13 protein-coding genes are annotated in these 14,309 nt (G+C 62.4%); 4 read left to right on the forward strand and 9 right to left on the reverse strand.

Annotated features, from left to right (window positions below; all coding sequences use genetic code 11):
* The first annotated feature begins 164 nt into the window (after positions 1-164).
* The 4 genes from glmU (at position 165) to HV822_RS08690 (ending at position 4,193) form a co-directional block, all read left to right on the forward strand.
* Positions 165-1,526, forward strand: a complete 1,362-nt coding sequence (gene glmU / locus HV822_RS08675; RefSeq protein WP_238873461.1) for a bifunctional UDP-N-acetylglucosamine diphosphorylase/glucosamine-1-phosphate N-acetyltransferase GlmU — start codon at positions 165-167, stop codon at positions 1,524-1,526.
* A gap of 115 nt (positions 1,527-1,641) precedes the next feature.
* Entirely contained in the window at positions 1,642-2,826 is a 1,185-nt protein-coding gene (gene cfaB, locus HV822_RS08680) for a C17 cyclopropane fatty acid synthase CfaB (RefSeq protein ID WP_238873462.1), read from the forward strand.
* 81 nt (positions 2,827-2,907) lie between these two features.
* Positions 2,908-3,750: a flagellar brake protein gene (locus HV822_RS08685; protein ID WP_238873463.1), complete on the forward strand. Its 843-nt coding sequence runs from the start codon at positions 2,908-2,910 to the stop codon at positions 3,748-3,750.
* Positions 3,747-4,193, forward strand: a complete 447-nt coding sequence (locus HV822_RS08690) for a DUF192 domain-containing protein (RefSeq protein WP_238873464.1) — start codon at positions 3,747-3,749, stop codon at positions 4,191-4,193. Before HV822_RS08685 ends, HV822_RS08690 begins: the two co-directional genes overlap by 4 nt.
* Before the next feature lie 3 nt (positions 4,194-4,196).
* Here HV822_RS08690 and HV822_RS08695 read toward each other — a convergent pair whose 3' ends face one another.
* The 9 genes from HV822_RS08695 to HV822_RS08735 form a co-directional block, all read right to left on the reverse strand.
* Positions 4,197-4,550: an NADH:ubiquinone oxidoreductase gene (locus HV822_RS08695; protein ID WP_238873465.1), complete on the reverse strand. Its 354-nt coding sequence runs from the start codon at positions 4,548-4,550 to the stop codon at positions 4,197-4,199.
* A gap of 24 nt (positions 4,551-4,574) precedes the next feature.
* Positions 4,575-5,531, reverse strand: a complete 957-nt coding sequence (locus HV822_RS08700) for a CobW family GTP-binding protein (protein WP_238873466.1) — start codon at positions 5,529-5,531, stop codon at positions 4,575-4,577.
* Between the two features lie 58 nt (positions 5,532-5,589).
* Entirely contained in the window at positions 5,590-5,967 is a 378-nt protein-coding gene (locus HV822_RS08705) for a DUF3301 domain-containing protein (protein WP_238873467.1), read from the reverse strand.
* A 27-nt stretch (positions 5,968-5,994) separates the two neighbouring features.
* Positions 5,995-7,200, reverse strand: coding sequence for a GGDEF domain-containing protein (locus HV822_RS08710; protein ID WP_238873468.1), 1,206 nt, complete (start codon positions 7,198-7,200; stop codon positions 5,995-5,997).
* A gap of 73 nt (positions 7,201-7,273) precedes the next feature.
* Complete coding sequence (gene tsaA, locus HV822_RS08715) at positions 7,274-7,966, reverse strand: tRNA (N6-threonylcarbamoyladenosine(37)-N6)-methyltransferase TrmO (RefSeq protein ID WP_238873469.1); 693 nt, start codon at positions 7,964-7,966, stop codon at positions 7,274-7,276.
* A 1-nt stretch (position 7,967) separates the two neighbouring features.
* Positions 7,968-8,900: an alpha/beta fold hydrolase gene (locus HV822_RS08720; protein WP_238873470.1), complete on the reverse strand. Its 933-nt coding sequence runs from the start codon at positions 8,898-8,900 to the stop codon at positions 7,968-7,970.
* Positions 8,901-9,002: 102 nt separating this feature from the next.
* Positions 9,003-9,533, reverse strand: coding sequence for a DUF3299 domain-containing protein (locus HV822_RS08725; protein ID WP_238873471.1), 531 nt, complete (start codon positions 9,531-9,533; stop codon positions 9,003-9,005).
* A 98-nt stretch (positions 9,534-9,631) separates the two neighbouring features.
* A complete protein-coding gene (locus HV822_RS08730) occupies positions 9,632-10,621 on the reverse strand; it encodes an HD-GYP domain-containing protein (protein ID WP_238873472.1) in 990 nt (329 codons plus the stop codon).
* 5 nt (positions 10,622-10,626) lie between these two features.
* On the reverse strand, positions 10,627-14,286 hold the full coding sequence (locus HV822_RS08735; RefSeq protein WP_238873473.1) for a PAS domain S-box protein: 3,660 nt from the start codon (positions 14,284-14,286) through the stop codon (positions 10,627-10,629).
* Positions 14,287-14,309 lie beyond the last annotated feature (23 nt).

The raw sequence follows: 14,309 nt of genomic DNA on the forward strand, positions 1-14,309 counted from the left end.
CGCAAGTAGCAGCACTTTTATCTGCCCTCACACCCATGCAGGCTTTCCAGCCTCCAGCCTCCAGCCTCCAGCCTCCAGCCTCCAGCCTCCAGCCTCCAGCCTTTAGCCCGCGTGGCACGCTTTGCTAGAATGCGCGAACTTATATTTTCCTACAGGACGTTTCCATGAATCTGCACGTTGTCATCCTTGCTGCCGGTCAAGGCACCCGCATGCGCTCCAAGCTGCCCAAAGTCCTTCACCCGGTGGCCGGCAAGCCGATGCTGGGGCATGTGATTGACTGTGCTCGCAGCCTGTCGCCAACGCGGATTCATGTGGTGATCGGCCATGGCGCTGAGCTGGTGCGTGAACAGTTGGCTGCCGAGGATATCCACTGGGTTTTGCAAACCGAACAGCTGGGCACTGGTCACGCGGTGGCGCAGGCGTTGCCGGGCACTGAGGGGGCTGATCAGGTTCTGGTGTTGTATGGCGATGTGCCCTTGCTGCGCGTTGACACCCTGCAGCAGCTGAGCAACCAGGCAGGCGCCCAGGCGCTGGGCATGCTGACGGTGACCCTGGCTGATCCGACGGGCTATGGACGCATCCTGCGTAACGCCGCTGGCGAGGTGCAGGCGATTGTCGAGCAGAAGGATGCCAACGCCGAGCAACTGCGTATTCGTGAAGGCAACACCGGCATCATGGCCTTGCCGGGCAAGCATGCCGCCCGCTGGCTGGGCAGCCTGTCCAACCAGAATGCCCAGGGTGAATACTATTTGACCGATGTGGTGGCCATGGCGGTGTCTGAGCAGGTTCCGGTCGAGGTGGCGCACGCGGTAGACGAGTACGAGGTGCTGGGCGCTAACAACCGGGTGCAGCTGGCGGTTCTTGAGACCGAGTACCGTCGTCGTCAGGCCGAGCGCCTGATGACCGAGGGCGTCAGCCTGGCCGACCCGGCGCGCATTGATGTGCGTGGCGACGTCCGCGTGGGGCGCGATATCAGTATCGACGTTAACGTGGTACTGGAAGGGCATGTGGTGATCGAGGACGATGTGATCATCGAGTCCAACTGTGTGCTGCGTGATTGCCATATTGGCGCCGGCAGCCACATCAAGGCGTTCAGTCATATCGACGACGCCGAGCTGGCCGAAGGCTGCGACGTGGGGCCCTACGCGCGCCTGCGTCCCGGTACCCGGCTGCAGGCCGGTGCCAAGATCGGTAACTTTGTGGAAACCAAGAAGGTCGAGATCGGCGCGGGTTCCAAGGTCAATCATTTGTCCTATATCGGCGACGCGGTGGTGGGGCCTGATGTGAACATCGGCGCCGGAACCATTACCTGCAACTACGACGGTGTAAACAAGCATCGCACTACCATCGAGGCGGGCGCCTTTATCGGCACCAACACTGCCTTGGTGGCGCCGGTTACGGTGGGCGCGGGTGCTACCACCGCCGCTGGCTCGACCATCACCACTGACGTTCCGGCCGATAGCCTGGCGGTGAGCCGCGCACGTCAACGCAACATTCAAGGCTGGAAGCGGCCGGTCAAGAGCTAGTCGACTATCAGGCCGGGCGGCGCTTGGTCCGAACATCAGAGGCATGCGGGCGTCATCACCGTCTCCTTTACTGTCTATAGTAGGAGAAATGCCTTTTGTACGGAGGTGCTAGCACATGCTGTCACAGCTGGCCGGCGCTTTTGCCAACCTGGACTTGCCGTTGCGCGTCACCCTGCCCGACGGTGAATCGGTCGATCTGGGGCGCGCGCCCAGGGTAGTCCTGCATATTCGTGATCCGTCGCTGCTTGCCGCCCTGCAGTCGCCGAGTCTGGACACATTGGGCGAAGCCTATATTGAAGAGCGGCTGGATCTCGAGGGCTCGATGCACGATGCCATCGCCGTGGCTGACCGCCTGAGTCGGGCACTCGGTGGTGGGGCCGAGACACTGGCCGCGCCGCGTGAGCCGCACGATCGGCAGACCGATGCGGCCGCCGTCGCTTATCACTACGACTTGTCAAACAGCTTCTACGCGCTCTGGCTGGACCCCGAGATGGTCTATTCCTGTGGCTACTTCCGGCACGCGGAGGACTCTCTGGCGCGAGCGCAGGTTCAGAAACTGGATCATCTGTGTCGCAAGCTGCGACTGCACCGCGGCGACCGGCTGCTGGACGTGGGGTGTGGCTGGGGCGGCTTGGCGCGGCACGCGGCGCGCGAGTATGGGGCGCAAGTGCATGGCATTACCTTGAGCGAGCAACAGCTGCAGCTGGCGCGTCAGCGGGTAACTGCCCAGGGGCTGGCTGCCCGGGTGACGCTGGAGCTGCGCGACTACCGTGACCTGACGGGATCGGAAAACTACGACAAGATTGTCAGTGTCGGGATGTTTGAGCATGTCGGCCACGCCAACTTGGACAGCTATTTCGGCATGCTGGCGCAGCAGTTGCGCCCAGGCGGCCTGGTGCTCAACCATGGTATTACCGCGCGGCATCTGGATGGGCGCCCGGTGGGGCGCGGGGCTGGCCGCTTTATCGGGAGCCATGTGTTTCCCCATGGCGAGCTGCCGCACCTGGCGATGGCCATAGCCAGCATGAGCGAGCAGGGGCTGGAGGTTGTCGACGTGGAGGGGCTGCGACCGCATTACGCGCGAACCCTGGCACTGTGGAGCCGAAATCTGGATGAGCATCTGGAGCAGGCCAGGGCAATGGTCGGGGAGCGCAGTCTGCGCATCTGGCGACTCTATCTGGCAGGCTGCGCGTATGGCTTCACGCGTCATTGGATGAATATCCACCAGATACTCGCGGTCAAGCCACGGGACGATGGAAGCCATAACTTGCCGCTTACCCGCGCGGACCTCTACAGCTGAAGTCGCCATCCAGTCATAGCCGCCGCGGCCGGAGGCTGCTACATTTGATGGCGATTTGATTGCCCGGAACGGAGTGACTGTGTGTCGCTGATAGCACTGACAGAAGAAGACATCCCGATTGGCAAGCCCTTGCCCTGGAATATCGTCGATGGCGACGGCAAGGTACTGTTTGCTCAGTCCAAGGTGGTAGAGAACCGCTCGCTACTCAAGCAATTGCTCAAACTGGGCCTTTTCCGTAGCGCGCCGCAGGACCAGGGCGCCAGCGAAACGGCGGTGGTGTCGCGTTTGGAGCAGATTCAGCTGACGCCGGGTGACCTAGTCCAACTGCAGACCATGAACAACACCAACGCCGAGCGCTATCAGGTTCGCATGATCGGCTTTCACGCGCCGGTCAGCCTGTTGGTAACGGCGCCGACCGTGCAGGGCAAGCTGGTGTTTATCAAGGAGGGTCAGCAGTTCCTGGTGCGCGGTTTTGTCGGCAAGGATGCGGTGGCCTATAAGACGCGGGTACTCAAGTCCAACCTGTCGCCCTTTCCCTATCTGCACCTCGCTTATCCGGACAGTGTGCAATCCATGCGCATTCGCAGCTCGGCGCGGGTGTCAGTGCAACTGGTGACCGCAATCATTCGTCAGGACGGCTCCCAGGGCTCAGCGCGCATGACCGATATCAGTGTCGGTGGCGCACGTCTGGTATCGGCCAAGCCCTTTGCCAACAAGGAAGAAGAGCTGAAGCTGTCCTTCCGCATCAACCCCTCCGGGCTGGATGTCTACCTGACGCTGGACGCTCGCGTGCGCGCGGTTACGCCGGAGGAGGGGGCAGAGCCGCAGGTGGCCACTGGCGTGGAGTTTATCGACCTGAGTGAGCAAGACCGCCTGTACCTGACCAACATGGTCTATCAGAACCTGCTGAAAGATAACCTGTGAAAGCGCTTTTACCGATAGTTCTGGCGTTGCTGGCCAGCACCAGCGCGCAGGCCGACAGCCGTACTCTGATATTGGGTAGCGAAGCCTTTGAACTGACCTACGTAGCGGACCCTGATAGCCGCCGTCAGGGCCTGATGGGGGTCACAGAGCTGCCCTTTGGCAGCGGCATGCTGTTTGATTTTCCCGCAGGTACACGACCCGCAATCTGGATGCGCAATATGCAGATCAGTCTGGATCTGGTGTTTGTGGATAACCGTGGGCAGATTCGCCAGGTGTTCGCCGATGTACCGCCTTGTGCCGAGTTACCCTGTGCGCTCTATCAGGCCGACGCGCCGCTTCGCTGGGTGATCGAGCTGCCCGCCGGCAGTGTTGCCCGTCTGGGTTTGAGCGTGGGCGCCACGCTGGATGTGTCAGGACTGCCGGCCACGCCCCCAGCGTTATAACGCTCAGGGTGTTTGCCACTGCCCCTGGCTGATTCTCTCGCAGTAGGCTTGCAGCACCGGCGTATCGTCGGCGTCGCTGTAGTAGTGGATATCCTGTTGATAACTTACCCCTTCGGTGTGTGCACCGACGCAGATGCCGTAGGCGCCAGTTGGGCAGGCATCAAGCAGGGTAACGCTGAAACTGCGATCAGGTATCTGTGGCTGGCAGAACTGCTGTTCGAACAGCCGATCAGGGATGCTGCGATTGGTCTGACACAGACGGATGGGCAACTGGTCGTCGGTGGATTCGATCAGGCAGGCACCAGCCAGTACGGTTTGGCTGGACAGGCTGAGGGCAAGCAGGAGTAGGCGGGTCATGGTGGTGTCGGCAAAAATGTCACCTTACTGTCTGCAGCGGGCTGCCCGCAAGCCCTCTTCCAGCTGCTCACGCGCCGGCAGCTCGGCGCAGATCAACTCCAGCCGGCTGTCTTGCCGCCATTCGCTGTCTTGCCAGTGAATGCGGTCTTGCGGCAGCAGATTGCAGGTTTTCCAGCCTTGGTTGGTACGCAGTATGCCCTTGGCTCTCAGCCAGGGCGTAGCGCTGAGCCAGTGCTCCAGGCCTGCAAGCGAGAAGCACTGGTCGCTGGCAATACGCCATGCGAGGCTGTAGGGAGGCTGCGCTAGCTGAGCATGGCACTGCCATTGCGCTGGCTGTAGCGCGAGCTGGCCAATGGGCTGCTCGGTAGCTGCTGGTGGGTGAGTGGTTGCGGGCGGCGCGGCATGGCACGGAATGTCGCCCCAGTCTACCGTCGAATGCTCGCAGGCCAGCGCTTGCGGCCACTGATCGGCCAGTTGTTGCCTTGACTCGACGCTGAGCAAATCCGTTCGGTTGGCAATCAGCAGGCCGGCCAGGGGCAGGCTGCGCTGCTGACTGTCTGGCAGAGCCGCGCCACTGACGAGTTGAGCGGCATCCACCACCATCAGCAGGGGTTGCAGGTCCAGCACACCCTGCCAGGGCGGGTTGGCAAGTTGTGCCAGCAGCTCCGTCGGGTGACCCAGGCCAGAGCATTCGATCCACAGGCGGTCTGGACGGGCCTTGCGTAACAAACGGCCAAGGCCTACCTGGAAGGGTACGCCGTTCACGCAGCACAGGCAGCCGCCGGGTATTTCGGCCAGGCTGACGCCGGCCTCGGTACTCGATTGCAGCAAGGCCCTATCCAGGCCCAGCTGGCCGAACTCGTTGATCAGGATGGCCCAACGCTCGCCCGCAGGCCGCTGGGCCAGCAGGTGTTGCAGCAGGCTGGTCTTGCCGGCACCGAGTGGGCCGGCGATCAAGTGGGTAGGAATCTGGCTGAGCATGGCATTGAGGGTTCCACGTGGAACCTATCGATACAAGGAATAACTTGATCCCTTTATTTCAATAAATTCTATGAATGGTTGCGCCGGGCTCATTGTGATCCTGAGGCGGGTTGTCGCCACCGGGGAAGGGGTGCGGTGCTAGCTCGATCTTCAGTACTTGCAGGCCATGCAGGTCCAGGTGACCGTTATAACGGTGCTCACCGGTGACGGTGAACTCGAAACCATAGCGACGAATCAGTCCGGGCATACCCCGCCGGTTGCGGCCGATACGGATGGCGCTCAGCGCGACGCTGTCATCCAGCAATTGGACGTCGGCGCGCTCACAGTATTGACGCACCCGGGCCAGGGCCTGATCGCGCTGGCCGAGGCTGCGCCATAGCCACCAGCCGACGAAAGCGCTAAGCAGCAGTAGGGTCGCGTGGCTAAGGGTGAACACGGGGCAATCCTTGAGGGGCCGGGCGTTTCAGTATGCCACGGATGGGCTCGCCGACCACAGCCGGACCTGATTGCGACCCTGGTTTTTTGCCTCGTAGAGGGCCAGATCAGCCTGGCGCAGCAACTGATCGGCGCTGCCCTCAGCCGCCAGCTGACTGACACCGATACTGACTGCCAGAGGGTAGATGTGTTGTTGGTAGCGGAAGGGCTGACTGGCCAGCTGCTGGCGCATACGCTCCAGGATAGCGATGGCCTGGTCTGGCCTGGTTTCGGGCATCAGCAGCACAAATTCTTCGCCGCCGAAGCGGGCAAACAGGTCGCTGTGCCGAGCCTGCTGCTGACACAGGTTGGCGAAGTGCTGTAGCGCGTTGTCACCGGCCTGGTGGCCCAGCTGGTCGTTCAATTGCTTGAAATGGTCGAGGTCCAGCATGGCTAGGCACAGGGAGCGCTGGTAGCGCTGGCTGCGAGCGACTTCATCGGCTAGCTGGCGGTGGAAGGCGCGACGATTGAAGGCGCCGGTGAGCGGGTCGCGGATGGTCTGTTCCCGCAGCTGCTCGGCCAGGTGTTGGCTGCGCGCCAACACCCGCTGAGTGCTCATCAGGCAACAGCCGACAAAACCGAGCACCAGTGCCGGAATGGCAAAGTTGTAGGGCAGCAGATAGCTGAAGGACTCGTAGGGTTGTACATAGGGTTCGTCGTGCCACCAATCCTGGTAGCCGAGATAACCACGCAGCAGGGTTACCGAGCTGTAGATCAGCAGGCCGACTGCCACCAGCAGGCGCGCCGGACGGGTGGCGGGGTCGCGGCTTTCACGCAGGAGCAGCACAATGGCCTGGATCGGCAACAGGCCGGCGATACTGGAATACACGCCTATCAGCAGGTCAGAGCTGCCGTTGGCGATCCAGTACCAGGAGTTGAAGGCCACCATGGTGCCGGTGCTGATGGGCAGTATCCACCAGGGCAGGCGTTGGCCGAGAAAGCGAAAGACGCCCAGCAGAAACAGCGCCTCGCCAGCCAGCTGCAAGGCGTTGCCAAGCACGTTAAGGACCGGGTTGCGGGTGACCACAAAGACCAGAAACAGCGCGATACCGCCGATCAGACTCCAGCTGCCAGCCAGCCAAAAGCCGGGGCCGGGCTCGTTGGGTACGGTGCAGTACAGCGCTGTGGCACAGAGTGCGATGGCGCCCAGCAGGCAGATACCCAGCAGCATTGGTGAGAAGTACAGCTGCTCCATGGCGCGAACATCATCCTGTTGTGCGGATCGCCAAAGTATACCTCGCTGCTGACGCACTGCCACCCGCAGGCGTTCAGGCGCGGCTGACCCCCAGAACACAGATCTGGTTTGGCGCTGGATAATGCCAGCGCACGTTGACATCCCAAAAGCGCACGCCGTACTCGCGGCTCGCATCCGGCTGCTGGTAGGCCGGCTTAGGATCTTGCGCCAGGCACTGCTCGACAAGCGTGACCAGCGGCTGCTCCAGGCGCTGTTGTTCAGCCTGAGCCTGTTGCAGTGCCTCTGTCTGCCAGTGCACGGCAATCGGCGCCGGCGGTGTCGGAGCCAGCGGGTTGACGGCGCCTTCGACGGCGTCGGCGTAGGGCACGTAGGGCTTGATATCCAGCACCGGGGTACCATCAAGCAGGTCGACGCCGGATAGCTGTAGGCGTCCGTCGACAATGCCGTCCAGGCGCACTACGGACTGGCCTATGGGGTTGGGACGGTGGGTAGCACGGCTGGCGAATACGCCGATGCGCTGGTTGCCGCCCAGGCGCGGCGGCCGCACGCGCAGGTGTTTGCTGCCGTGCCCGGCCGCGTGAAACACGAACAGCAGCCACAGGTGGCTGACACCTTCCAGCCCTTCCAGCGCCTCAGGCTGGTCATAGGGCGGCAGCAGCTCCAGTGTGGCGGTAGCGGCGGGCGCGAGCAGGGGCTGGCGCGGGATGGCGAACTTTTCTGCGAAGCAGGAGTGGATGATGCCCACCGGCTCAAACTGCCAGCTCATATCAAGCCTCCGCCAGCGGTGGTATACAGTCCGGCCGGTCGAGGGTGATCAGGTGGCTGCAGTCGGCAATCTGGATGATCTGCAGGTTCTCGGCCTGCTCGGCGCTGTGCAGCATAGCGCTCGGGTGCAGGATGCGGTCCTTGGCGGGCACCAGAATGGCGCCTCGGCGCAGGTGTTGGTAAATATCCGTGCTGGTGTTCGCCATCCAGTCGGCCAGGTCCAGGGCGTTGGCGACAAAGGTGCTGCCGTGACGTGGGTTGAAGGGTAGCGCGCCGATCAGCTCGCGCTTACGCGGATCATCCAGTGGGCCGAACAGGTGGCGATTGCTGGGTGAGATTGGCTGCTGCTGCCAGGCAAACAGGAAGAAGGGCAGAAACCAGCGGGCGGCCTTGGGCGCCTCCCGATACGGTTTACCCTGGGGCAACACCGGCGCTTCCAGCACTACTTCGACGCGGCTGAACAGGTCTGGACGCTGGCGCGCTGCCTCCAGCACCACCGCGCCACCACGCGAATGGCCGTGCACCCGCACCTGCCGCCCGCTGGCAAGGTTTTCCAGCGCCTGGTTCAGTACCTCGGCGTCGTAGGCGATGGTACCTGGGCGTGCGCGCGGTGGGCTGATCCAGTCGGCCTTGAGGTAGCGCGCACGGTTGACCGGCACGTGGTAGTCGGCGCTGGTCAGCATGATCAACTGCAACGCGGGGTCTTGATAGTAAGCGGTGAAATACAGGAAGTTCTCGACAAAGCCCGGCATCACGATAACGCTGTGCTCCGCCTCCTCCGGGCCCTGACGGGCGATACAGGCTTGGCCGACCTGATAGAGCTCACCGCTGAAATCAACCGCCTGCATCTGTGGTGTTTCGCGGCGCAGTAACCAGCGGCGCAGACTGCTGGCGATAAGGATGATCAGGCCGATCAGGCCAATCAGAATATGCATGTGCAACTTACTCCCTGCCAACGGGCGGGTAACGGGTATGCCGACAGCATAGCGGATTCAATGCTGGCTTGGGGGCCACCCAGCTGGGCGATGTTGGGGCTTCTATTGCCCGTCGTAGAGCCACACGCGCTCGGCGGACAGGGCGTAGCTGGCCTCTGCCAGGTCATTGCTGGTGCGGGTGACATGCAGGGTGCCCTGGACCCAGAAGGGCTGGTAGATGTCGTCGATCGCGATGCCATCGGGATAGCTGACCAGAATGATCTGGTTGGGCGGCGGCGGCGGCACATGAATACAGGCGCCGGCATAGGGCACCAGGAAAAAACTCAGATAGCGACCCTGCGCATCGGTCTCCAGCGGCACTGGATAACCGCCGATGCGTATCGACTGGCCGTCGTAGGCGCTGACCACCCGGGTCGAATACATGACCTCGGGCAGGCTGTCGTCCTGCTGGCGCAGGCTCCGGGTAAAGTCGCCTTCGCTGTCCAGGCCGCTGCCGTGGTCGATCTCGGGCATGTCGAGCATGGCTTGGTAGTCTTCCGGCGGCAGCAGATCCAGCCAGTCGACGGTCGCAGGGGCGGCCCGAACGGCGAAGCTCAGGCCGAGAAGAACAAGCAGCAGCAGGCGGCGCAGCATGGGTGTATTCCGTTGGGTCTCGGGGCTGTCGGCGCCATGCCAACAGTCCCTGTCAGACAGATTCAGCCGGGCAGTGTTCCACAGTCGGGCTGGTCTGCCTACTCCGCCCAGCGCTCGCGGATGGCGACGATTTCATCCAGTCGATTGAGAAAGCAGGTTACCAGGTCCGGGTCGAAGTGCTTGCCGCTTTGTTCGCGGATCAGATTGACGGCATCATCGATGCTCCAGGCCGGCTTGTAAGGGCGCTGGCTGGTCAGCGCATCGAAGACGTCGGCGATAGCAACGATGCGCCCCTCAATCGGAATGTCGGTGCCTTTGAGCCCGGACGGGTAGCCGCTGCCGTCCCATTTTTCGTGGTGACTCAGGGCGATCCGGCGGGCCATCTGCAGCATGCTGGCTTCGTGCTCACCGATAAGTCGCGCGCCGATTTCAGGGTGCTGCTGCATCACTGCCCACTCCTCGGCATCCAGTTTGCCCGGCTTTTGCAAGATGGCGTCGGGAATGCCGATCTTGCCGACATCGTGCATGGGTGCGGCGTGCAGTAACTCTTCGGCTTCTTCGGCACTGAAACCTGCCTCCAATGCGATCACGCGCGAGAAGTGGCTCATGCGGATGATATGCAGGCCGGTCTCGTTGTCCTTGTATTCAGACGCCATGCCGAGTGCCTGGACGATATACAGACGTGTCTGGCGCAGGGTTTCGGCGCGCACCAGTGACAGGTGGGTGCGCACCCGCGCACGCACTATGGGCGCGCTGACCGGCTTGCTGATGTAGTCGACTGCGCCCAGCTCGAAGCCCAGGGCTTCGTCCTCGACGTTGGACAGGGCGGTGACAAAGATCACCGGAATGCTGTCTGTTAGCGGGTCGGCTTTCAGGCGCGTGCAAACCTCGTGTCCGGTCGTGCCCGGCATCATGACATCAAGCAGGATCAGTTGCGGCTGTTCGGCGGCAGCCAGCTGCAGGGCTCGCTCACCGTCCCGTGCGAACAGCAGACGGTAGTCATCCTGCAGGATGTGTTTGAGCACGTGCAGGTTGGCGGGCTCGTCATCCACCAGCAGCAATGTTTGGCGGCGGTCCTGAAAGGGCATGGCGGTTAACCTTGGGTTGGGGCAGTGCTGAGCTCGGCTTCCAGCAAAGCAATGGCGGTTGCAAATTCAAAATCGTCCAGCGCCTGCTCCAGCGCCTTGCGTTGTTCGGTGGGCAAGCTGCTGGTCAGGCGCTGCAACGCCTGCTCATTGACCTCGCCACGGAGCAGAACGGTGATCAGGTTCTCGATCAGGGCGTCGCGCTCTTGTGCGTCAATGGTTTCGGCGGCACTGGTAGTGGCGCTGTTGAGCGTGCTGGGCACGGGCGCCGCTTGCCGGGTCGCCAGGAAGCAGGCATGCAGTGCCTCGCGCAGTTCCGCGGTGTCGTTCTGCCCGGCAGCCAGTTTACTTTCCAGCGTGCTGGCCAGCTGTCGTAGTGCCTGCAGGGACAGGTTACCGGCACTGCCATTGAGTCGATGAGCCAGTTGACGGGCGTGTTCCAACGCCTGCTTGTCGAGTGCTTCATCAAGCTCGGCCAGTTGGCTTGGCAGTTCACCCAGAAAACGATAGATGGCCAGCTCCAGGGCGTTGCGATCGCCCCAGCGTCGTTCGCCACCGCTCCAGTCGATCAGTTGCGGCGGCTGGGCCGGGGCAGTCTTGTCTGCGTCGCCGTTGCTCATCTGCAGGCCCAGCACCCGTGCCATCTCCTGGCGTAAGGCAACACGGTCAACCGGTTTGCTGGCAAAGCCCTCCATGCCGGCCTCGCGGGCGGCCTGGCGGTCCTTGTCCAGTACGCTTGCGGTCAGCGCGATGATGGGCGTGGGTCGGCGTCCCAGGTTGGCCTCGTAGCGACGAATAATGCGTGACGCTTCCAGGCCGTCGACCTCGGGCATCTGCATGTCCATCAGAATCAGGTCGAAGGGCTCTTCGACCACCAGTTCAAAGGCGCGCAGGCCATTTTCTACGCTGCGTACCCGGTGGCCTTCGCTGTGCAGCATCAGCTCCATCAACTGCACGTTGTCGGCCACGTCATCGGCGACCAGAATGCGTAGCGGTGGCAGTTCGATGCGGTTGCCGGGCAACGCGGTCAGCGCCTTGGCGTCTGCACTGGCGGCGGTCAGCGGCAGCAATACCTGGAAAGTAGAGCCCTGATGGAGGGTACTTTCGACGCTGATCTGGCCGCCCATCAGCTCGACCAGCTGGCGTGCGATGGTGGTTCCCAGACCGGTGCCGCCGAAGCGCCGGCTCATGGACGCGTCGGCCTGGGCAAAGGGTTCAAATATCTGCTGCAGGCGCTCGTTGTCGATGCCGATGCCAGTATCGCTGATACGCAGCCGTACCTGACGCTGGTACTGATCCACGGTCAGCACCACGCGGCCGTGCTCGGTGAATTTCAGGGCGTTGCCCAGCAGGTTGGTCAGTACCTGGCGCACGCGCGTCGGGTCGCCGCTGAAGTGTTCCTGGGGCAGCTCGTAGCTGAATTCCAGCCGCAGTTCCTTGCGGTTGGCTTCCAGGCTGAAGATGTTGATCTGCTGCTGGCACAGCTCGCGTAGCGAGAAGTCCTGGCGCTCCAGACGCACCTGGCCCTTTTCTAGCTTGGCGGTATCGAGAATGTCGTTGAGCAGCCCTAGCAGCGAGCGGGCAGACTGGTTGACGGTGCGCGCGTACTTGCGTTGGCTGCAGGTCAGGTTGTCGTTCAGCAGGACTTCGCTGAAGCCGATGATGGCGTTCATCGGTGTGCGGATTTCATGGCTCATGTTGGCCAGGAAGGCGCCCTTGGATTCGGCGGCCAGCTCGGCGCGCTCCTTGGCTTCGAGCAGCGCGACTTCCATGCGTCGGCGCTCGCTCAAATCCGTGACCAGCACGATCACCTTGGCGGGGTTGCCCAGGCTGTCGATGATCGGGTTGCAGTAGATCTGTACATAGACGCTGCTGCCATCACTGTGCGGTAGCGTGTACTCGCCAGACAGGTGGTTGCCGCGCTGTACTTCGCTCCAAAGCTGCTCAGTAAAGCCGCCTTCGTCCAGCAACTGCTGAAAATACAGGTTCTCAAGCTGCTCGGCGGTGCGGCCGCTGAGGGCAACGAAATGCGGGTTGGCAAAGCGGATGCGGCCGTCCATGTCCAGATCGAGCATGCCCTGCGCCAGGCTGATGGCACGTACGATGCCCTCAAACTCGGCGTTGCGCAGCTTGTTCTCGGTGACGTCGATCATCACCCCGTCGATCCACTCGGGTTCACCCGCGCTGTTTAAGATGGCACTGGCGCTTTCGGAGATCCAGCGCAACTGCCCGTTGCGGTGCAGAATGCGGTACTCGAGGCTGTATTGCTCGCGACGCTCGATAGCGGCCATGACAACATCGTGGGTGTGAGCGCTGTCAGCCGGGTGGATCAGGTCGGCGAAGCTTTTTTCTCCACTGATGAAGATCTCCGCAGGCCAGCCGCATAGTTGTTCCACCGCATCGCTGATGAACAGCATGTGCCAGCCCTGACGCGGCAGACAGCGGAAAGAGGCGCCAGGAATATTGGTAATCAGCCCGCGGTACTGGGCCTCGCTCTGCTGCAGCGAGTCTTCCAGCTGGCGACGTTCAGTGATGTCGCTGACAAAGCCAACAAAACGTGTATTGCCGCGAATGTGCGCCTGCCCGATGGACACTCGCACTGGAAAGCGCTCGCCGTTGCGTCGGAGGCACCAGCTCTCGGTGCTGGTGCCTAACTGGTGAGGATGACGCCCGGCGGAGAACTCGTTGAGAAAAGTCCGCAGGCGCTCACGCGTGGAAAGCGGCAGCAGCATATCCAGGTTTTGACCAATCAAGTCGGCCTCTGGCCAGCCGAACATCCGCTCGGCGGCGTGGTTGACCTCCTGAATTCGGCCGTGCCGATCCCAGCTGATAATGCCGTCTACAGCGGTGTCGACGATGCCACGAATGTGCTCTTCGCTGGCTTGTATTTTTTGATACAGCTGGCTGAAGCGCACCGCACCGTTCACTGCGCCAACCAGAATACCCATCATCAGCGTGGCGAAGGCGATCAGCAGGCCCAGCTTGCGTTGCTGCTCAAACTGGGCGATGTAGCCGGTTTCCGGCGTGCCGATAATGCGTACTGCTGCCATCCCGGTGTAGTGCATGGTGGCAATCGCCAACCCCATGACCACCGCGGCCACCAGCAGTGTTTTGGCTGTGGGACGGCCCAGGCCGAAGCGCACCCAGAGGGCAAGAATGGCCAGCACCACGGCCACCACCACCGAGCCGGCAAACCACCAGGGGTCGAACAACAGTTGGGCGTCCATGCGCATGGCGGTCATACCGACATAGTGCATGGTGCCGATGCCGGCGCCGATCAGGGTGCCGCCGATCAGCAGTTCGCGGGCGCCCAGCAATCGGCGCGAGAGTAGCTGCAGGGCGATCAGTGAGGCGCCCATCGCGGGCAGCATGGACAGCAGGGTGATCGTGATGTCGTAGTGCACTTGCAGCGGCAGGGTGAAGGACAGCATGCCGATAAAGTGCATGGCCCAAATACCGCCACCGAGTGCGGCGGCACCACTGAGCACAGCGCCGCGGCGGGTGGCCGGAGTGACGGCGCGGCGCGCCAGGCCCGCTACCTGCAAGGCTAGCCACGACGCGGCAATGGCAACCAGCACCGACAGCAGCATCAAGCTGTGGTGGTGATGGCCATGCAACAGAGGGCCTTGGTGTATGTCGGCTTGATAAAACCAGGAATGGATTGGCACGCTTCGCTCCTGACTATGCCCAA

Source organism: Halopseudomonas maritima, from assembly GCF_021545785.1.
Classification (GTDB): Bacteria; Pseudomonadota; Gammaproteobacteria; order Pseudomonadales; family Pseudomonadaceae; genus Halopseudomonas; species Halopseudomonas maritima.